The 20,472-nt window shown below is 65.5% G+C and carries 19 protein-coding genes; 10 read left to right on the top strand and 9 right to left on the bottom strand.

Annotation, left to right across the window (positions count from 1 at the left end; translation table 11 throughout):
- The first annotated feature begins 150 nt into the window (after positions 1–150).
- The 8 genes from NED98_RS07295 (at position 151) to NED98_RS07260 (ending at position 11,072) form a co-directional block, all read left to right on the top strand.
- On the top strand, positions 151–1,665 hold the full coding sequence (locus NED98_RS07295; RefSeq protein WP_265312406.1) for a DUF1254 domain-containing protein: 1,515 nt from the start codon (positions 151–153) through the stop codon (positions 1,663–1,665).
- A gap of 162 nt (positions 1,666–1,827) precedes the next feature.
- On the top strand, positions 1,828–4,335 hold the full coding sequence (locus NED98_RS07290) for a GcvT family protein (RefSeq protein WP_265312405.1): 2,508 nt from the start codon (positions 1,828–1,830) through the stop codon (positions 4,333–4,335).
- A gap of 4 nt (positions 4,336–4,339) precedes the next feature.
- Positions 4,340–5,587, top strand: coding sequence for an aromatic ring-hydroxylating oxygenase subunit alpha (locus NED98_RS07285; RefSeq protein WP_265312404.1), 1,248 nt, complete (start codon positions 4,340–4,342; stop codon positions 5,585–5,587).
- Entirely contained in the window at positions 5,587–6,840 is a 1,254-nt protein-coding gene (locus NED98_RS07280; protein ID WP_265312403.1) for a sarcosine oxidase subunit beta family protein, read from the top strand. Before NED98_RS07285 ends, NED98_RS07280 begins: the two co-directional genes overlap by 1 nt.
- A gap of 214 nt (positions 6,841–7,054) precedes the next feature.
- Positions 7,055–7,327, top strand: coding sequence for a sarcosine oxidase subunit delta (locus tag NED98_RS07275; RefSeq protein ID WP_265312402.1), 273 nt, complete (start codon positions 7,055–7,057; stop codon positions 7,325–7,327).
- Positions 7,324–10,188, top strand: coding sequence for a glycine cleavage T C-terminal barrel domain-containing protein (locus NED98_RS07270; protein ID WP_265312401.1), 2,865 nt, complete (start codon positions 7,324–7,326; stop codon positions 10,186–10,188). The genes NED98_RS07275 and NED98_RS07270 overlap by 4 nt, the downstream gene beginning before the upstream one ends.
- Positions 10,181–10,705, top strand: coding sequence for a sarcosine oxidase subunit gamma (locus tag NED98_RS07265; RefSeq protein ID WP_265312400.1), 525 nt, complete (start codon positions 10,181–10,183; stop codon positions 10,703–10,705). The genes NED98_RS07270 and NED98_RS07265 overlap by 8 nt, the downstream gene beginning before the upstream one ends.
- A 142-nt stretch (positions 10,706–10,847) precedes the next feature.
- Positions 10,848–11,072 (top strand): hypothetical protein, encoded by a 225-nt coding sequence (locus NED98_RS07260; protein ID WP_179515370.1) that lies wholly within the window; start codon positions 10,848–10,850, stop codon positions 11,070–11,072.
- 46 nt (positions 11,073–11,118) lie between these two features.
- Here NED98_RS07260 and NED98_RS07255 read toward each other — a convergent pair whose 3' ends face one another.
- The 6 genes from NED98_RS07255 to NED98_RS07230 form a co-directional block, all read right to left on the bottom strand.
- Entirely contained in the window at positions 11,119–11,493 is a 375-nt protein-coding gene (locus NED98_RS07255; protein WP_179515371.1) for a MarR family winged helix-turn-helix transcriptional regulator, read from the bottom strand.
- 34 nt (positions 11,494–11,527) lie between these two features.
- Complete coding sequence (locus tag NED98_RS07250; protein ID WP_265268230.1) at positions 11,528–11,902, bottom strand: JAB domain-containing protein; 375 nt, start codon at positions 11,900–11,902, stop codon at positions 11,528–11,530.
- 140 nt (positions 11,903–12,042) lie between these two features.
- On the bottom strand, positions 12,043–12,516 hold the full coding sequence (locus tag NED98_RS07245; RefSeq protein ID WP_265312399.1) for a hypothetical protein: 474 nt from the start codon (positions 12,514–12,516) through the stop codon (positions 12,043–12,045).
- A 55-nt stretch (positions 12,517–12,571) separates the two neighbouring features.
- Complete coding sequence (locus NED98_RS07240; RefSeq protein WP_179515373.1) at positions 12,572–12,910, bottom strand: hypothetical protein; 339 nt, start codon at positions 12,908–12,910, stop codon at positions 12,572–12,574.
- A 68-nt stretch (positions 12,911–12,978) separates the two neighbouring features.
- Entirely contained in the window at positions 12,979–13,662 is a 684-nt protein-coding gene (locus NED98_RS07235; protein ID WP_265312398.1) for a hypothetical protein, read from the bottom strand.
- Between the two features lie 270 nt (positions 13,663–13,932).
- A complete protein-coding gene (locus tag NED98_RS07230) occupies positions 13,933–14,883 on the bottom strand; it encodes a LysR family transcriptional regulator (protein WP_265312397.1) in 951 nt (316 codons plus the stop codon).
- Between the two features lie 126 nt (positions 14,884–15,009).
- Here NED98_RS07230 and purU point away from each other — a divergent pair, with 126 nt between their 5' ends.
- Positions 15,010–15,864, top strand: coding sequence for a formyltetrahydrofolate deformylase (purU, locus tag NED98_RS07225; protein ID WP_265312812.1), 855 nt, complete (start codon positions 15,010–15,012; stop codon positions 15,862–15,864).
- Positions 15,861–16,355 (top strand): prolyl-tRNA synthetase associated domain-containing protein, encoded by a 495-nt coding sequence (locus NED98_RS07220; RefSeq protein WP_265312396.1) that lies wholly within the window; start codon positions 15,861–15,863, stop codon positions 16,353–16,355. Before purU ends, NED98_RS07220 begins: the two co-directional genes overlap by 4 nt.
- Positions 16,356–16,490: 135 nt before the next feature.
- Here NED98_RS07220 and NED98_RS07215 read toward each other — a convergent pair whose 3' ends face one another.
- From NED98_RS07215 to NED98_RS07205, 3 genes are all read right to left on the bottom strand, one after another.
- Positions 16,491–17,621, bottom strand: coding sequence for a tyrosine-protein phosphatase (locus NED98_RS07215; protein WP_265312395.1), 1,131 nt, complete (start codon positions 17,619–17,621; stop codon positions 16,491–16,493).
- Positions 17,622–17,916: 295 nt separating this feature from the next.
- Entirely contained in the window at positions 17,917–18,963 is a 1,047-nt protein-coding gene (locus tag NED98_RS07210) for an alpha/beta fold hydrolase (RefSeq protein ID WP_265312394.1), read from the bottom strand.
- Positions 18,964–18,989: 26 nt separating this feature from the next.
- A complete protein-coding gene (locus NED98_RS07205) occupies positions 18,990–20,471 on the bottom strand; it encodes a carnitine 3-dehydrogenase (protein WP_265312393.1) in 1,482 nt (493 codons plus the stop codon).
- Position 20,472: the final 1 nt, after the last annotated feature.

The raw sequence follows: 20,472 nt of genomic DNA, 5'->3' as shown, positions 1-20,472 counted from the left end.
TTGCACACCATATGGCTTGACCGCCTGTCGACGCCGGACATATGCTTAGTTCGGGTCGATTGCAGGGCCTCCCTGTACCGTTTTTAAGGTAAAACGGGCTGTTCATTTGTGCAGTATCGACCCGTGATGTGTCTCCAGTCGGGGTCGATGATGCGCCATTCTCTGCTTGCCGCTGCCGCGGTGTTCTTCGCAACGATCGCCGCCGCGCCTGTGTCGGCAACCGAGGAGGCGCCCGCGGCCAGCGCGGCCTTGCCCGCGACGGGGTTTGCCGCGGGCTTGTCGAATGCCGACATCGAGGCGCTGAGCGCCGAGGCCTTCTACTGGGGGCTCAACATCGCGGGCTTCTACGAGCTGCGTTACGTCTTCACCCAGCTCGAGGGAACGCCGACGTTTCGCGGGCTCAACCGGGTGCAGGCCAACGACAATCTGATGGACGCATCGGCGCGCTATGCGACGACGATCAACGCCTCGACGCTCTATGCCGGCGGGATGTTCGACGTATCGCGCGATCCCCTGGTGATCGAGGCGCCCGCGGTGACCGACCAACGCTATTGGAGCATCCAGGCGCTCGACCAGAACGCCAATTGGTTCCTGATGGTCGGATCGCAATTCACCGGCAACGGCGCGCAACGCTATCTGGTCGTCGGGCCGCAGTGGCGCGGCAAGCTGCCGGCAGGTTTCCGCTCGACCGAAATCATCCGCGCGACCTCGAACAGCTTCTCGCTGACGACGCGGGTCGCGGTGACGACGCGCGATGCCGCCGATATGGCGGGCGCGCGCAAGGTGACCCACGGCGTCGCCGCAGCGCCGCTGTCGCTATGGCAGGCCAATGGCGGGAAGGTGCCCCCGCTCGCGCAGCAGCCGACGGTGAGGGCAAATTACCGAACCTTCCCGCGGATGCGGCAGATCATCGATTACGGGCGGACGATGACCGCGGTCGATTTCCTCCAGTTGCTGAGCCTCTCGATCAACGACCCGTCGCTCACCCGCCGCACCGACTCGGTCAAGGAGACGGCGACGCTGGCGCGGCTGGCGAAGCTCGGGCTGCGCGAGGGGGCGTTGCTCGATCCGGCGAAGCTTTCCCCGGCGCAGGTCGCCGCGGCGCAGGCCGGGTTCGATCTCGCGCGCAAGAAGGCCAAGGCGGCGCTCGACGCGTCGTTGATCGACATGAACGGCTGGCGGCTGCAGTCGAGCCTGTTCTACGACGATCTCGACTATGTCGCCAAAGCGGGCGCCGACGATGTCGCCTGGGGCACCCCGGTGCCCTATCAGTCGCACAGCATCGCTTATGTCTTTCGCGACAGCCACGGCGCGCCGCTTGATGGTGCCAAACGTTACACCCTGACGCTCGATCTCGCGAACCTTCCCCCGGTGACCGAATTCTGGGAGCTGCCGGTGTACGATTCGGCGGGCTATTTCATTCCCAATGCGCTCAACCGCTACAGCGCGACGAGCTATCTGCTCGCCAGCGGCGCCTATGCGGTGCGCGACAATCGCGTCACTTTCTACCTCCAGCCCGATCGGCCGACCGATCCCAATCAAGCGCGCAACTGGCTGCCGACCGCGCGCGGCGATACCTTCCAGCTCGCAGCGCGCTTCTACGGGCCGATGGCGCCGCTGGTCGACGGCAGCTATCCGATGCCGAAGATCGAGCCGGCGCCGTGAGAAACATCCCACAGCCGCCACGGCCTTGAGCCTTGATGACGCAATGCTAGACAGCATTTCAGCTTATAGCGCTCATAAGTCATTCCGATGTAGCCACTCTCCATTTCCTCCTAGGTTCGGTGCTTGGCATATCGATGCCGAAGGCCCCGGCTGAGGAACGATATGAAAACGACGGCGCGAGTGGTGGTGATCGGCGGCGGCGTGGTGGGGGTGAGTACGCTCTACCATCTCGCCAAGCTGGGCTGGTCCGATGTGGTGCTGGTCGAGCGCAAGGAGCTGACCTCCGGGTCGACCTGGCATGCGGCGGGGCTGCTGCCGCTGTTCAACCTCAGTTATTCGGTCGGCAAGCTCCACCAATATTCGGTCGACTTCTATCCCACGCTGGAAGAGGAAACCGGCCTAAATGTCGGTTTTTCCAGGGTTTCTAATATCCGCCTCGCCACCAGCCGCGATCGGCTGGACGAATATCGTTATTATGCCGGCGTCGCGCGGACGATCGGGGTCGACGTCGATTTCCTTACCCCCGACGAGGTGAAGGCGGCGTGGCCGCTCGCCGAGACCGACGGCCTGCTCGGGGCGATCCAGCATCCCGCCGACGGCTATATCCAGCCCGCCGATCTCACCCAGGCGCTGGCGTTCGGTGCGCGCCGCCGTGGGGCGACGATCTATCGCGAGACCACCGTCACCGGGATCACGCAGAAGACGAACGGCGAATGGGTGGTGTCGACAGACAAGGGCGATGTCACCTGCGAGCATGTCGTATCCGCCACCGGCAGCTTCGCGCGGGGGACGGGGGCGATGGTCGGGCTCGATATCCCGGTGGTGCCGGTCGAGCATCAATATATCGTCACCGAACAGCATCCGCTGCTGATGGAGCGCCGCGCCAAGGGGCTGCCCGAAATGGGCGTGCTGCGCGAATCCGACGCGAGCTGGTATATGCGCGAGGAAGCCGGCGGGCTGCTGCTCGGGCCGTATGAGGTGGGCGCACCAGCCTGCTACGTGAACGGCCCGGCGGCGAACAGCGAGTATGAGTTGTTCCCCGACGCGCTCGAGCGGCTCGAGCCCTATATCCTCTCGGCGATCGCGCGCGTGCCTGCGTTCGGCGAGGTCGGGGTGAAGAAGGTTTATAACGGCGCGATTGCCTATACCCCCGATGGTTCACCGATCGTCGGCCCGGCGTGGAGCCGGCGCAATTTCTGGCTCAACGAAGGGCATAGCTTCGGCATCACCGCCGCGGGCGGGGCGGGGTGGCAACTCGCGCAATGGATCGTCGAGGGCGAACCGAGCATCGACATGATGGGCGTCGATCCGCGCCGCTTCGGCGATTATGCCGGCGAAGGCTATCTGATCGAGAAGAACGAGGAGGCCTATGCCAAGGTCTTCACCGTCCACTATCCCGACGAGGAGCGTGAGGCGGCGCGCCCGCTGCGCCGCACGCCCTGCTATGACCGGATGAAGGCACTCGGCGCGGTCTTCGGCAGCGTGTTCGGCTGGGAGCGCCCCAATTGGTTCGCGCCCGAGGGGTATGAGCTGAGCGACGCCGATCTCGATCGGGCGGATGTGATCCTCAACCACAATCACCCCGACGTGGCGGGCGAGCCGATCCGCGAGAAATGGTCGTTCCGCCGCTCCAACTATTTCGAGCATGTCGGGCGCGAATGCCGCCACGTCCACGAGCATGTCGGCATCCAGGACATGAGCGCCTTCGCCAAATGCCTGATTTCCGGCCCCGGTGCGGAAGACTGGCTCAACGGGCTGCTCAGCAATGTCGTGCCGAAGAAGGTCGGCAAGCTCTCGCTCTCCTATCTGCTCACGCAGGAGGGCGGGGTACGCGCGGAGTTCACCGTCTATAAAAAGGCGCCGCAGACTTATTATCTGGTCTCGGCCGGCGCGCTCGAGCGGCACGATCACGATTATCTGCAAAAGGCGCTGCCGACCGACGGCTCGGTGCGCTTCGAGCGGCTGACGACGCAGATGGGGGTGCTGGTGCTCGCCGGGCCGAAGGCGCGCGACGTGCTCAAGGCGGTGACCCGCGCCGATCTGTCGAACGAGGCGTTCCCGTGGCTGACGGGTCAGCGCATCTCGATCGGCGCGGCGCCGGTCGATGCCCTGCGGGTCAATTTCATCGGCGAACTGGGCTGGGAGATCCACCACCCGATCGAGATGCAGAATTACATCTTCGACAAATTGATGGCGGCGGGCGCGGCGCATGATATCCGCCCGTTCGGGATCCGCGCGATGGACAGTCTGCGGCTCGAAAAGGGCTATAAACTGATCCCGCGCGAGCTTTCGATCGAATATGCTGCGCTAGAAAGCGGGCTGGAGCGGTTCGTCAGCTTCAAGAAGCCCGACTTTATCGGCCGCGCGGGGCTGCTCGCGCGCAAGGAGGCGGGGCTGAAGTGGCAATTCGTGACGCTGGAGGTGGATGGCGTGACCGACGCCGATGCGCGCGGGTCGGAGCCGATCCAGCGCGACGGCGAACTGATCGGTCGCGCCACCTCGGGCGGTTATGGCTGGCGGACGGGCAAGTCGCTCGCGCTGGCGATGGTCGCGCCGCAACATGCTGCGCCGGGGACCGAGATGGAGATCGTCATTCTCGGCCAGCCGCATCGCGCGGTGGTGATCGCGGATTCGCCCTTCGATCCAGAGAACAATGCGTTGCGGAGCTGACGCGATGACCCGATTTGCCGCGATCGCCGATTTGCTGAAGCAGAACCGCCCCGGCTTCTCGCTGCCGCAGCAGCTCTATGTCGGCGAGGAAGCCTATCATTTCGATGCCGAGGTGATGCTGAAATCGGTGTGGCTCTATGCCTGCACCGTCGCGCATGTGAAGAACCCGGGCGATTTCTATCTGTTTGAGCTGGGCGAGACCTCGGCGATCATCGTGCGCGGGCGCGACGGCGAGGTGCGCGCGTTCCACAATACCTGCACGCATCGCGGCGCGAAACTGTGCGACGCGCGGACCGGGCACGTGCCGCGCATCATGTGCCCCTATCACCAGTGGACCTTCGGGCTCGACGGAAAATTGCTCGCCGCGCGCAACATGCCGCCCGAATTCGAGAAATCGGCCTATGGCCTGCGCCCGCTCGCGCTGGAGAATATCGGCGGGCTGATCTTCGTCTGCTTCGCCGAAAATCCACCGCCGATTGATCGGGCGAAGGCCGATATTGCCGAGCAGATCGCGCTCTACGACCTCAGCCGCCTCAAGGTCGCGGTGCAGGACGATCTGATCGAGCCGGCCAATTGGAAACTGGTGATGGAGAATAATCGCGAGTGTTATCACTGCGATGTCAGCCATCCCGAATTGCTCAAATCGCTTTCCACCTATGGCTTCGGCAAAGGCCTGCCGGAGGATGGCGAGGCCGATGTGGTCGACGACGCGAAGTTCGACGCAATGCTCGAGGAACAGCGCCAGCGTTGGGAAGAACTAGGCTTTTACCGTGATTTGGTGGAGTTTCCTGACGGCTGGTGGCATCGTGTCGCGCGGTTGCCGCTGGCGCATGGCGCGGTGTCGCAGACGCTCGACGGCAAGGTCGCCTCGCAGAAATTGATCTGGCCGCACGGCGAGGAGCCGACCAGCCTGTCGATCTGGACCCAGCCCAATTCGTGGCACCATTTCTGCTGCGATCATGTCGTAACCTTCTCGCTCGTGCCCTTGGGACCCGACAAGACTTTGCTGCGGACGAGCTGGCTGGTGCATGAGGATGCGGTCGAAGGGGTCGATTACGATCCCGACAATCTCGCCGCGGTGTGGCGCGCGACCAACAAGCAGGACAGCAAGCTCGCCAGCCTCAACCACGCCGGAATCCGCGGCGACGGCTACCGCCAGGGGATGTATTCGGTCGAGGAGAAACTGGTCGACGCGTTCAAGACATTCTACGTCGAGCGCGGCGTCGCGGCGCTCGCGGTGCAGGGGGCGTGATGCGGCGCTTTTCAGCCTTCAGCCTGTTCGCCGAGGCGCTGCGCGGGCATCAGGACTGGCCCGAGCATTGGCCCGACAAACCGCCCAAATCGAGCTATGACGCGATCATCGTCGGCGCGGGCGGGCACGGGCTCGGCGCGGCTTATTATCTCGCCAGCCGCTACGGCATCCGCAATGTCGCGGTGATCGAAAAGGGCTGGCTTGGCGGCGGCAATACCGGGCGCAACACCACGATCATCCGCTCCAACTATCTCTACGACGAAAGCGCGCACCTCTACGATCACGCCGTCAAATTGTGGGACGGGCTGAGCCAGGAGCTCAATTTCAACGTCATGTATTCGAAGCGCGGGGTGCTGATGCTCGCGCATAACGTGCATGACGTGCAGAGCTTCAAGCGCCATATCCACGCCAACCGGCTGAACGGCGTCGACAATGAATGGCTGAGCGCGGAGGAATGCCGCGAATATTGCCCGCCGCTCGATATCTCGCCTAATGCGCGGCACCCCGTGCTCGGCGGCGCGCTGCAGCGGCGCGGCGGGACCGCGCGGCACGACAGCGTCGCCTGGGGCTATGCCCGCGCCGCCGCGGCCCTGGGGGTCGATATCATCCAGAATTGCGCGGTCACCGGGATCAGACGCGGTGTTGACGGCGCGGTACAAGGCGTTGAAACCGAACGTGGTTTTATCGCAGCAAAGAAGATCGGCGTCTCGGCGGCGGGCAGCAGCTCGCTGGTGATGAAGATGGCGGGGCTCGAATTCCCGCTCGAAAGCTATCCGCTGCAGGCGCTCGTGTCGGAGCCGGTCAAGCCGATCTTCCCCTGCGTCGTGATGTCGAACAGCGTCCACGCCTATATCAGCCAGTCCGACAAGGGCGAATTGGTGATCGGCGCGGGGACCGACCAATATACCAGCTATTCGCAGCGCGGCGCGCTCCACATCATCGAGCATAATCTGGCGGCGATCTGCGAGATCTTTCCGATCTTCACGCGGATGCGGATGCTCAGGAACTGGGGCGGGATCGTCGACGTGACGCCGGATCGCTCGCCGATCCTCGGCAAGACCCCGGTGCCGGGGCTGTACGTCAATTGCGGCTGGGGCACCGGCGGGTTCAAGGCGACCCCGGGGGCGGGGGATCTGCTCGCCTATACGATCGCGCATGATGCGCCGCACGCGATCAACGCGCCGTTCAACCTCGATCGCTTCCGCAACGGCGCGCTGATCGACGAGGCCGCCGCCGCGGCGGTCGCGCATTGAGCGGCGGGATGCCTGTCTCCTCCCTTGGTCGCCCCGGCCCCTTCGACCGCCTGCAAGGCAGGCGCTCGGGGCAGGCTTTGCCGGGGTCCGTTGTGCTTCGCAATGCTGCGGCCAGAGCCTCTTGTCCTGCGCCTGCCTCCCGATGGACCTCGGCTCAAGGCCGGGGTGACGGGGCGGTTGTGGCGCGCGCGCGATATCTCGAAACGGACCAACGATGCTGCTGATCCATTGCCCTTATTGCGACGAGGACCGCGCCGAGGTGGAATTCGTCTATGGCGGCGAGGCGCATATCGCGCGCCCGCTCGATCCGTCGGCGCTCGATGACACGCAATGGGAAAGCTATCTCTATCTGCGCCGCAACCCGCGCGGCCGGCATCATGAGCGCTGGCGGCATACCTACGGCTGCGGTCGCTTCTTCAACGCGGTGCGCGATACGGTGAGCGACGTGATCGAAACGACCTACAAGGCCGGCGAGGCGCGGCGGTGAGCGGCTATCGGTTGCCCGCGGGAGGGCGGATCGATCGCAGCCGGGCGATCGCCTTCACCTTCGACCGGCGCGGCTATCGCGGGTTTGAGGGAGACAGTCTCGCCTCGGCGCTGGTGGCGAGCGGGGTCACTTTGTTCGGGCGGTCGTTCAAATATCACCGCCCGCGCGGGCTGCTCGCGGCGGGGGTGGAGGAGCCCAATGCGCTCGTCACGGTGACGCGCGGGACGGGGCGAACGACGCCGAACCTGCGCGCGCCGTCGGTGCCGCTGCATGGCGGGCTCGTCGCCGAAAGCCAGAACCGTTATCCCTCGCTCGGCTTCGACCTCGGCGCGATCAACGACCGGCTCGGCGCCTTTTTCCCGGCCGGTTTCTACAACAAGACCTTCATGTGGCCGCGCTCCGCGTGGGAGAAATTGTACGAGCCGGCGATCCGGCGGATGGCGGGGCTCGGCGAAAGCCCCACGACGCGCGACGCCGATCATTATGCCGCGACTTACGCGCATTGCGAGACGCTGGTGGTCGGTGGCGGCCCGGCCGGCATCGACGCCGCGTTGACGGCGGCAGAGGCCGGCGGCCGGGTGATCCTGATCGACGAAGGCGAGGAAGTCGGTGGCGGCGCGCTCGCCGATCCGGGGCAATGGGCGTGGCTGGCGGATGCGCTGGCGCGGCTCGCGGCGATGCCCAATGTGCGCATCCTGTCGCGCACCACGGCGTTCGGTTTCTATCACCAGAATTTCATCGGCGCGGTCGAGCGGTTGACCGATCATCTCGCGCCCACCGACGCCAACGGCGCGCGCGAGCGGCTGTGGCGGATTCGCGCGGGCGAGGTCGTGCTGGCGCAGGGCGCGATCGAGCGGCCGCTGGTGTTCGACGGCAACGACATTCCCGGCGTGATGCTCGCCGGGGCGGCGCGGACCTTGGCGCTGCGCTACGGCGTCGCGGTCGGGCGGCGCGTGGTGGTAATGGCGGTCCACGACAGCGGCTGGCGCGACGCGCTGGCGCTGGCCGAAGCGGGGGTGGTGATCGCAGCGATCGTCGATCTGCGCGAGACGGTCGATGCGGCATTGCTCGCTGCGGCCAAGGCGGCCGGGATCGCCTGTCATCTCGGCCATGCGGTGACCGGGGTGGCGGGGCGCAAGGCGGTCAGCGGCGCGACGATCGCGCCGGGCGGCACCGGTGCCGCGCAACGCATCGCGTGCGACGCCTTGCTGATGGCCGGCGGCTGGACGCCGAGCGTCCATCTATGGAGTCAGGCGCGCGGTCCGCTGCGATGGGATGATAGCTGGGGCGCCTATCTTCCTGATAAATCAATCGAACGGGTACGCTGCGTCGGCGCGTGCAGCGGCGATTGGGATTTCGGCGGCGGCGTGGCGGTCGCGGCGCTGCCCTCGGCCAAACCGGCGCATCAGCAGAAGGCATTCGTCGATTACCAGAATGACGTGAAGTCGCGCGATATCGAGCTCGCGGTACGCGAAGGCTATCGTTCGATCGAGCATATCAAGCGCTACACCACCAACGGTATGGCGACCGACCAGGGCAAGACCTCGAACCTCAACGGCCTGCGCATCGCCTCCGAGGCGCTGGCGCGGCCGGTGACCGAGGTCGGGCTTACCACCTTCCGCCCGCCCTATACTCCGCAGACCTTCGGCGCGCTGATCGGGCATCACAAGGACGCCTTGTTCCAGCCGCTGCGCAAGACCGCGATCGACGATTGGGCGGCGACGAACGGCGCGGTGTTCGAGAATGTCGCGCAATGGCGCCGCGCGCGTTACTTCCCGCAGGGCGGCGAGGATATGCACGCCGCGGTGGCGCGCGAATGTCGCGCGGTGCGCGATGGCGTGGGGATGTTCGACGCCTCGACCCTCGGCAAGATCGAGGTGGTCGGCCCCGATGCCGCCGAATTCCTCAACCGCATGTACACCAACCCGTGGAAATCGCTCCAGCCGGGCCGCTGCCGCTATGGTCTGCTGCTGCGCGAGGACGGGTTCATCACCGATGACGGCGTCGCGGGGCGGATGGCCGAGGATCGTTTCCACGTCACCACCACCACCGGGGGCGCGGCGCGCGTGCTGGCGATGATGGAGGATTATCTCCAGACCGAATGGAGCGACCTCGACGTCTGGCTGACCAGCACGACCGAACATTGGGGGGTGATCGCGGTACAAGGCCCGCGCGCGCGCGACGTGATCGCGCCGCTGGTCGAGGGGATCGACCTTTCGCCCGACGCCTTCCCGCATATGGCGGTGCGCGAGGGGCGTATCTGCGGCGCCCCGACGCGGCTGTTCCGGGTGAGCTTCACCGGCGAATTGGGTTTTGAAATCAATGTCCCGGCAGATGATGCTCGCATGGTGTGGCAGGCGGTTCACGCCGCCGGGCAGCGTTTCGGCATCACGCCCTATGGCACCGAAACGATGCACGTCCTGCGTGCCGAAAAGGGCTTCATCATCGTCGGGCAGGATACCGACGGGACGGTGACGCCGGGGGACGCCGGAATGGATTGGGCGGTGGGCAAGAAGAAGCCCGATTTCGTCGGCAAGCGCTCGATGATGCGTCCGGATATCGTGGCGAGCGGGCGAAAGCAGCTTGTCGGGCTGTTGACCGAAGACCCCGATGAGGTGCTCGAGGAGGGCGCGCAGATCGTTGCCGATCCCAACCAGCCGGTGCCGATGACAATGCTCGGGCACGTCACCTCTTCTTATTGGAGCGCGACGCTCGGCCGCTCGATCGCGCTGGCGCTGGTGCGCGACGGACGCGCGCGGACCGGTGAGACGCTGCATGTGCCGATGCCGGGGAAGACGATCCGCGCGGTGGTGGGCCCGACGGTCTTTTACGATGCCGAAGGGAGCCGGCTCAATGATTGAGATCACGCCGCTTGCCGTTTCGGCGGCGGACCTTGTGGTCGGCACCGCGCCGGTCTCCGGGCATGACGTGCGGTTGAGCCTCGCACCGGCCGCCGCGCGCTATTCGCTCCGCGCGCGCGATCCCGCGACCTTGGCCGGCGTGATCGGGCGAGCGCTGCCCACGCGGATCGGGGATATGCAGGGCGGTATCGCCTGCCTCGGCCCCGACGAATATTATGCGCTGCTGCCCGCCGGGGAGCGCGTGCCCGACGGCGCGGGGCTGCCGGTAAGCGTGGTCGACGTGTCGGACCGGGCGCTCGGCTTCGTTGTCGAGGGGACAGGGGCCGCGGCGGCGATCGCGACCGGCTGCCCGCTCGATCTCGATCGTTTCGCGGTCGGGCGCGCGACGCGCACATTGTTCGAGACGGTCGAGATCATCCTGCTGCGCGAGGACACGACGCGCTTCCGCATCGAGGTGTGGCGCAGCTTCGCGCCGTGGCTGTGGCATGCGCTCGTCGCGGCGATTGCGGATCGCTGAACGCTGTTCCGCCGCGCCCAGAAAGAACAAATATGGTTCTTTCTATCGGTTACTTGGTGTCTGTCGCCGATTAAGGCCCGGGCCTGGCGTCCAGTCGACTGGACGCGGGCGGTGACTCAATCGGGTCGGGGCATGGTTAACTATGGATGACAGGGTCTGGTTTAAGAAAATACTATTCGCCTATATACCGATCAAGCCGGAAGGGTTTTTGGTATTATTCGGGCTCGCTTCAATATTCTTTCTGTTATTCTCGATCATCAGCCTCGTCGAACGATATTTTTCGCAGGTCGATCTCGACATATTGAAGCTGCTGTCGTTCGTTTCATGCGCTTTCGCCGGCTATCTGGTGGCCGAACGGCGCAGTTAGCGCCGCCAGCCGGCGCCGTGCAGCGCGCTCTTCTTCATTTTTTCCTTCAATCTCTGAGTGTTGTTTGCGCGCGCTGGAATTGATCCGACAGGAATTGGTCGAGCGCGGCGATCACCTGGGGCGCGAGGCGGACGAAGGCCCGCCGCCGGTCAAGCGGATCGGGCTCGCGCGTGAAAATCCCACTGTCGATCAAGGCGTTGACATGGCGCAACGCGGTCGATGTCGGCGCCCCGGCGGTCGCGCATAGCGCGGTGATCGAGACCCGGCGCTCGACACCGTGATGAATATACAGATCGAGCAACAGGTTCCACGCCAGATCGCCGACGTCGAGATCGGGGAAGACCGTCTCGCGCCTGCGCCTGATCGACAGCATGAAGCTCGCAAGGGCGATCGATCGCGGGGAGGATGCAGCTAGGGTCATGTGGACTTTGATCCGGGTTCGGGGTGGCCTTGGCTCATAACAAGCCCGCGGCGCGCATGCTCAGCGCGCCACTTTCGGTGACGATCCAATGATCGACGAATTCGATCGAAAGCAGGCGGCTTGCCTCGGCAAGAATACGCGTGCTCTCGATATCGTGCGGTGTCGGTTTCCAGCGGCTCGACGGATGATTGTGCGCGATGATGATCGCACTCGCGTCGAACAGGATGCACTTACGAAGGATTTTATGGATTTCGACGCGAACCTTCCATCGCGTGCCGCTCGCGACGACCTGATCCTTTATCAGCCGATAGGATGAATCCAGGTACATCACCCGGATCTGCTCGACCGAGAGGCTTCCCATTTCGTGCGTAAGGTATCGCTCCACCAGCGCCGGCTGGTCGAGCAACATCGTATTCTGGAGCTGTTCGCGGAGCAGCTGGGAAAACAGCTGCTCGGTCTGGCGGAGGTGCTGGACGCTCGGTCGAAGCTGGTCCGGGAGCGACGCGGTGTCGGCGCCGAGGATCTGGCGGAGGCCGCCGAAGGTGGCGATCAGTTCGGCTGCGACTTGCTCGCTTTGATGCCCGGCGATCGGCCGGATAAGCGCGGCCACCAGCGCGCGAGACGCTTCCGCACGGGCGGCCAGTCGCGCAACGTCACGAATTGCAGAAGGATCACGATCGGCCATGACCAGGAAACCGTCCCCCGGACATAGACCCAGGGGGCGATACCCGGCATCAGCCCCGCAAGATGCGACAACACCGTCACGCCTTGCAGCGCGGCGATCCAGGAAGGCCAGCGTGCTTCGGAACATGCGACAACGCCTAAAAGGGCTAACCAGGTCACCACATCGACCGTGACGAGCTTCCAGGAAATGTGCACGACGCGCTCGGACCCGGTAAACGGGATGAGCCAGGTCGCCAGGGCGGCCAGGGTCAGAATGACCCCGATCCGTCGCGCATTCCGGTCACCGATCAGGAGCGCCGACAGGACGCTGGTTACCAGAAGGATTGCAAAGATCGTCATCCGCATGGCTTGACCGGATCATGGAGCCATGAGCCGGTCAAGCCGACAATCGGTCTCAGGCGACCGCGCGGAGCACTTTCTCCTCGACGCCCGTCGGCAACGAGCTGCAGCAATCGCCGAACGCGCTTGGACCCTTGCGGATGACCGTGCGGAATTCCTTGAGCTGCAGGTGCGCTTCGGATGCCTGGTTGCGCGCCTTCATCGCGAGTTCGAGCGTACCGAACAGCGACGCGATGATCGGCTGCGAGACAGGGGCGGCGATGCCGATGTCATTGCTCTTGACCGTGGCGGCCTTGAGGAGATCGCATCCGTCGGCCAGCGCCGCGTCGATACTGCGCTCGAAGCCGCGAAGCACGAGGCCGATTTCGCGAAAGTCCTGTTCATATTCAGACATAGAGCCTCCTCAGGCGACAGCATCCGCTGCGCCTTACGTATGTGGCTCCGAGGAACCCCCTGGAGCGATTAACGAGACAGCTGGGCGTACATGTTGCCGAGCGCGATCGTCGCCAAAACGAGGGCCAGGGTTATCGCCAGCGACCGCCACACCCGGCTCCAGATGACCCCCGGGGTGGTGCCCGTTGGTCCCAAGGCCGCGGGGGCCAGCGTTTCATTATTACCCGCCGATATCGCGCCGAAAGTGAGTTCGGTATCGCGAAAGGTCAGCGAGATATCCCCGTTGATTGCCTGATCCCGTTCGTTCGACGAGGACGTCTTTGCGCCCGATTGCCGGGGGGACAAAAGGTCCTCTGGCGGGAGGTCCAATCGGTGGACCCCCTGGCGCGCCTCGTATTCGGCGAACTGACGCGCGGCGTCGAAGCGCGAATTCGTCCCGATCCGCTCCATCGCCTGTTTGATGACCTTGTCGATCGCCGCCTTCGATACCTCGTTCCCGCGCTCGCGCTCGGCACGCGCGATCTCGGCCGAATTCTGTCGAATCAGGACCGCGCGCAGATAATGCCGCTGGCGCTCGTTGAGCTTGTTGAAGCGATCGTCTCCAGTCACGCCCCCAAGCATATAGCCCCAGAATGGGGAGGAAAAGTTGGCTCTTCGGCGCGGGCCGGGCGTGGCGGGCCGATCGGGCCGGCACAGTATCAACAGAGCCGCGCACAGGTCTTTGTCATGCTCGCCGAAGCGCCAGCGGTTCAAATATCTCGGGGGCTGGCCCCGCGCGTATGCGAGAATTTTACCAGTAAAAAAAAGACGGCCGGGCAAAACGCTGCCCGGCCGCGTTCTGGGAGGTCCCGCTGAACGGGATTTCTATTTGCCATGATCATCACGGGATTTTCAAGATGACGCCTTCAAAATGAAGGAGATTGTCGATCGCTTGCGCGTGATTTCATCGGCGCGAGAAGATGGTTAACGAAAAGGGCCCACGATGTGGAGACGGGCGGCCGAAGAAAAAAGTTCGACCGGCCGCTAGCGGGCGACCGGCGCCGCCCACGGCAATCGCGCGAGCACCGGGGGAAGCGCCTGTTCGTGGATCACCGCGCGCGCGAGGCCCGCGGTGCTGGCGGCGAGATCGCCGAGTTCGCCGGCCCGCGCGACGACCTGGATGCGGCGGGAGAACCGCCCACGCGGCATCGGCTCGACGCGCAGCTGCGGGATCAATCCGGGCATCGCCGCGAGGCACAGCAATGAGGTGATGCTCCAGCCGATCCCCAGCGCGACGATCGTGAGCTGCTGGTGGATGATGTCGACCTCGATCACATTGGGCAGCGCGAGCTTCATCCGGGTGAGCTGGCTTTCGATCCGCTGCCCCATGCCGGTATCGAGCGAATAGCGCACGAAGGGGAGCCGCCCCGCCGCTTCGGCCGGATCGGGCGACCCGTGATAATCGCTAGGAAAGACGAGCACGAACGGATCGTCGGTAACGTCGTGATGCTCGATCCCGGGGTGTTTTTCGAGCGTGTTGCTCCCCGTAACCAGCATGTCGCACCGGCGGGCGAGGAAATCCTGTTGCTGGTTGAGCGATATCCCCGAGCGCACCCGCCACCGCCCGACCCTTTTGCCGGCGTGGTGGAGCAATGGGGCGGTGAGCAGGGTGGCCAGGGTTTCGGCCATGCCGATCGTGATCTGGTCGATCGGCTGTTGCGCGCCTTCGCGCACCTCGTCGACCACGCGCCGCGCGGTGGAGAGCAGGGTACGCGCGCGCTCGTACAAGGCGCGTCCCGCGGGGGTGACGCCCAAGGGGCGCAGCGATCGATCGAAGAGCGCGGTGCCGATGCCCTGTTCCAGCCGCGTGATCGTCTGTGACACCGCCGATTGGGTGATGCGCAATTGCTGCGCGCTCGCCGTCATCCCGCCCAGCTCGACGGTAAGGACGAACACCTCCAGCGCGTGAAGATCGAACTCGGGCGGCAGGCGCATCAGGCAGGCTCCGCAATAAAATTACCTGAAACTGTATATTACATGTTCTTATGAAAAGCCAGTCGACTTTCCGCCTTCCGGGCGCATGCGTAGATGCTAGAGCGGTGAGGGATGACGGGGATGAACATGGCCAAGCCCGATTTCGTGTTGCTGGTGTCGTGCGTCGATCGGAAGGGGATCGTCGCGGCGATCGCCAATTCGATCGCCGCACAGGATTGCAACATCGTCCATAATGCGCAGTTCGGCGATGCCGACAGCGGGCGCTTCTTCATGCGCGTTACCTTCACCGGCCCGGCGGGGATGACCACCGAGAGCTTCGGGCGCGGCTTCCTGCCGGTCGCGGCGGCATTCGATCTGCAATGGCAGGTCCATGATCTGTCGGTGAAGCAGCGCGCGCTGATCATGGTCAGCAAGGGCGGCCACTGCCTCAACGATCTCCTCTATCGCGCGGTCACCGGCTATCTGCCGATCGAGGTGACCTCAATCGTCTCCAATCACGAGATCTGGCGGCGGCGCGCCGAGCACGAAGGGATTCCCTATCACTATCTGCCGATCACGCCGGCAACCAAGGCCGAGCAGGAGCAGAAGCTGCTCGCGTTGATCGAGGAACAGCAGGTCGATCTGATCATCCTCGCCCGCTACATGCAGGTCTTGTCGGATTCAGCCTGCCGCGCGCTACAGGGCAAGGTGATCAACATCCACCACAGCTCGCTCCCCGCCTTCAAGGGCGCGCGGCCCTATCATCGCGCGTGGGAGCGCGGGGTGAAGATGGTCGGCGCGACCGCGCATTATGTCACCCCCGATCTCGATGAGGGGCCGATCATTGCGCAGGACGTGTCAACGGTCGATCACGCCGATACGGCCGACGATCTCATCGCGCAGGGGCAGGAAACCGAAAGCCGCGTGCTGACCCGCGCGGTCAAGGCGCATTGCGAGCATCGCGTGATGCTCAACGGCCAACGGACGGTGGTGTTCAAATGAGCGAGGAAGCGCTGCGCCTTGCCTTTGCCGATCGCGGGCTGGGCTGGGACGTGCTCGAACATCAGGCGGTGTTCACCGTCGAGGAGAGCTTGGCGATCCACGCCGCGATGCCCGGTGCGCATACCAAGAACCTGTTCCTCAAGGATTCGGGCGGCGCCTTCTGGCTGGTGACGGTCGATCACGCCAAGAGCGTCGACCTGAAGGCGCTCGCCGGGGTGATCGGCGCGAAGAAGCTGAGCTTCGGCAAGGCCGAGGATATGCAGGCGCTGCTGGGGGTGGCGCCCGGATCGGTTACCCCGCTCGCCGCGATCAACGACCGCGAGGCGCGGGTGCGAGTGGTGATCGACACCGATCTCGCCGAGGCCGCGCAGGTCAATGTTCACCCGTTGCGCAACACCGCCACGGTGGGGCTGTCGGGTGCGGCGCTGCGCGCATTGCTCGCCGGCTGGGGGCACGAGCCGCTCGTGGCGACGATCCCGCAGCGCGGCTGAGCGCCCTGCGCTTAATTGGGACCACGTCGAGCCGCCCTTGTGCTCCCGGGAAGGCGGGAGCAGAAGGAAGAGCGCACCACCTCGGCAAAAGACCGGGGTCCAGTCGCGACCAGCTCCGGCCTGTGCCGGGGTGGATCACTTCGTCAGGTAGCGCGCCCGCAATGCCTTAATGTCGGCCTCGGTGAGCCCGAGCCCGTGGCGGATATAATTGTCGAACGAGCCGTAGCGATGCTCGACCTCGTCGAACGCCGCCTGGATATAATCGGGGCGCACCGTCATCGCCGCTTCGAGATAGGCGGGTTTCATCGGCGACCCCGGTTTGGCGAGCGCGGCGAGCGCCGCATCGTTCTTGGCGCGCAGATAGGTGTTGCTGAGCATATAATCGTGCAGCACCGTCTCACGCGGGACGCCGAGCAGGGTGAGGATCACCGCGCTGGCCCAGCCGGTGCGGTCCTTCCCGGCGGTGCAATGATAGAGCAGGGCATTGGTGCCCGGTGCTTCGAGCTTCTGGAGCAGGTCGCGGTAGCCGGCGCGCGCGCTGGGCAGCGAGACGAACTCGCGGTTGGCGTCGACCAGCATCTCCGCGGCATGCCCGGAGGCGATCGCCGCCATCGCGCCGCGCATGTCGCCGCCCAATGAGCCCTGGCTGTCCTTGGCGATATCGAGCACCAGCGGCTCGGCGCCCGCCGCGACGCGATCGGGTTCGCGAGTGCGCTCGGCGACGGTGCGCAGATCGGCAATGGTGGTCAGTCCGAGTCTGCCCATCGCCGCGAGATCGGCATCGCTCAGCCGGTTGAGCTGATCCGAGCGATAGATCAGCCCCATCTTCACCCAGCGGCCGTCGCTGGTGCGATAGCCGCCGATATCGCGCAGATTGGGCACCGTCGCGAGGTGCAGCCCGCGATCGGCGACGACCAGCGGGTCGCCTTCCGCGGGAACGAGCGTGAAGAACCAGCGATGATCGGGGGCGAGCCCATCGACCGTCACCGCGGCGGTACCCAGCCCCTCCGCCACCGGCTTGCCGGTCGATACCGGATCGGGGCGCTCGCTGGCGAAGACGCGTACCGTGCCGGCATTCTGCCCGGTCCATTCGATGCGGTAGCCGCCGCCGGCACGGGTGACCGAGGCGGCGGTGAACGGGATCGCAGTAACCCGCGCGGCGGCGGGGCGGGTGAGTTGCGCCTTGCCGCGGGCGATCAGCGGGGCGGGGGCCGATACGGCCAAGGCCAGCGCCGTCGCGCCGATCACTTTCCGCGAGATGTTCATCGGTTGTCTCCGCCGCTTAGCCGTCGGCGCCCGTTTCCGCCGGGCAGGCAGCGCAAGTCAACCGCTTTGCGTAGAAATATGCGCATTTATGTCCGCAAAACAGCGATCCAAGCTTTGCACGTTCGATCGGGATCACATTGAGCCGCCCTTGTGCTCCCGCGAAGGCGGGAGCCCAGACTGGGTCCCCGCCTTGGGTTCCCGTCAAAGTACTACTTTGACGGAGGCCCTTCGCGGGGACACAAGATGGGAACCACCCCGGCGAAGGCCGGGGTCCAGTTAGGATCGGCCCGATGCGCTAGCGCCGCGACCAGGCGCAGATGCCGAGCGTCGCGCCCTTTGCCACCAATCCCTCCGCCTCTGCCTTGGCGACCGCGCGGGCCTTGCCGGCCTCACAGATCACACTCTGGTCGGTGAAACCGGCGAGTTCGATCAGCACCTGGTCCCAGTGGCGATATTGCACGTCATGCGCTTCGCCGGGGAAGACGCGGAACGAGGCGACATTGGGATAATGGCTGCGCCAATATTCGGCCTGGTCGATCTTCACCAAGGGATCGGCGCCGCCCTGATAGATATGCACCGGCGCGGTGACCTTCGAGACATCGGGGGCGGGGCCGCAATAGCGCAGCATCTCCGCCGCCTCGGGGGTGGGATCGCCCATCTGGCCGCGGATGAAGAAGGTGCGTGCGCCTTCCTCATAAGCGCGATCGGAGAAGCCGGGGATGCGGAAGGTCGGGCTGTTGGCGGGGAAGGCCCACCAGCTTTGCGGGTTCTGTACCGAGGATCTGACCCCCGCGGTGGCCTGTTCGAGCGATACCTTGCACCGCGCCGAGCCCGCCGAGGTGGCGGCAGTGGCGAGCATATGGACCGAGATCAACCGCTCGGGCATCGCCCCGGCGACCGCCGCCATATACGGCCCGCCGCCCGAGATCGCGACTCCGGCGAAGCGCTTGACCGCGAGATGATCGAGCACCGCGCGCACCTCACCGGCATAATCGGCGAACCCCCAATCGGGCTTGAATACGGTGTCGCCGAAGCCGTTACGCTCGACGGTGATGAAGCGCAGCTTGAGCTGCTGGCGCAATGTCTTGAGGAAATCGGTCATCCCCGCAGCGCGCGCGCTGGTGCCTGTGCCGCCGATGAACAGGACGGTGCGGCCGCCGGCCTCGCCGGTGTCGGTATAATGGACCACCCGGCCCGACGGCAGGGTCAGCGACTGCACCGCGGGGCCGAAATCGTCGAAGTCGGACTGGATCGCGCCGATCGCCGGCACCGAGGGCGGATCGGCCAGCGCCGGGATCGCCCCGATCAACATGGCCGGCAGCGCGAGCAATCCGATCTTCATCATCCTCTCCTCTTTATCGTTTTCAACTATTTCCCCGGCATCGAAATCCGTCGCCCGGCGCCGTCGGGCGGGGCAAGCCCGGCCTGCGCCTTGGCCAGCGCCGCGACCTTTGCGGCGGGCGTCCCCGAGGCGGGGCCGCCGCGCCCTGTCTTGGCATCGACGTGAAGCAGCATCTGTTCGGCGGTCGCGACGCAGGCGCCGTCGCTCGCGCGCGACAGGCTGTGGAAGACGTGGAGCCGTTTCTCGTCCGCGCCGAGGATCTGGGTCGTCGCGGTGAGCCGGTCGCCGGCCTTGGTCTCGCCGAGATGCCGGATATGCGTCTCGACCGTATACCAGCTCCCGCCGTTCGCGAGATAATCGGCGTCGACCGACAGATAGCGCAGCAACGCATCAGTCGTATCGCCGAACACCTGCAGATAGCGGTGCTCGGTCATATGGCCGTTATAATCGATCCAGTCGGCCGCGACTGGCGCCTCGTGCAGCGCGAGCGGCCTCGTCTCGTCCACCTCGGTCGCCGGGGCGGGCAGCTTCGCCATCACCGTGCGGGCATAATCGGCGAGCGTCTTGCCCGCGCCATAATCCTCGCCGCGCAGCCCCGAGAGCACCGCGATCAGCGCGTCGTCGCGGATTCGCTCCAGCTCGCGGATCGAGGTGCCGCCGGCCTGATCGTCGGATTGCTCGGCGACGCGATCGACCAAGGCATCGGTCAGCTCGGGCGCCTCCAGCTTGGTCCAGGGCAATTTCAGCGCGGGGCCGAATTGCGCGAGGAAATGCCGCATCCCCGCCTCGCCGCCGGCGACGCGATAGATCAGGAAGGTGCCCATGAACGACCAGCGCAGCCCCGCGCCGTAGCGGATCGCGTCGTCGATCTCCTCGGTGGTGGCGATGCCGTCGTTGACCAGCCACAAGGCCTCGCGCCACAACGCCTCGAGCAGGCGATCGGCGATGAAGCCGTCGATCTCCTTGCGGACGTGGAGCGGATGCATCCCGAGCGAGATGTAGAAATCCGCCGCCCATTGCTTGGTCGCGTCGGAGGTCGCCGCGCCGCCGCAGATCTCGACCAGCGGGAGCAGATAGACCGGGTTGAACGGATGCCCGACCACCAGCCGCTCGGGATGCGCCATCCCCGATTGCAGCCGCGTCGGGAGCAGCCCGGAAGTCGACGAGCCGATCACCACATCGGGACGGGTCGCGCGATCGATGCGGCCGAGGACGTCGATCTTGAGGTCCTCGCGCTCGGGCAGGCTCTCCTGGACGAAATCGGCATCGGCGACGGCATCCTCGACCGAAGAGGCGAGCCGCAACTTGCCCTCGGCGGGAAGCCCCGCCGGGATCAACCGCTGCCACGCGCGCCGCGCGCCGGCGAGCACCGTCTCCACCTTGCGCCCGATCTCGGGATCGGGATCGAAGATCGCGACGTCGATGCCGTTGAGCAGCAGCCGCGCCGCCCAGCCGGCGCCGATCACCCCACCGCCGACCAGCCCGGCCTTGCGCACCGTGGCGATCATG

It is taken from the genome of Sphingomonas lycopersici (assembly GCF_026130605.1).
Classification (GTDB): Bacteria; Pseudomonadota; Alphaproteobacteria; order Sphingomonadales; family Sphingomonadaceae; genus Sphingomonas; species Sphingomonas lycopersici.
Note: the sequence above shows the minus strand (reverse complement) of the source record. Positions and strands in the feature narration are given on the sequence as shown.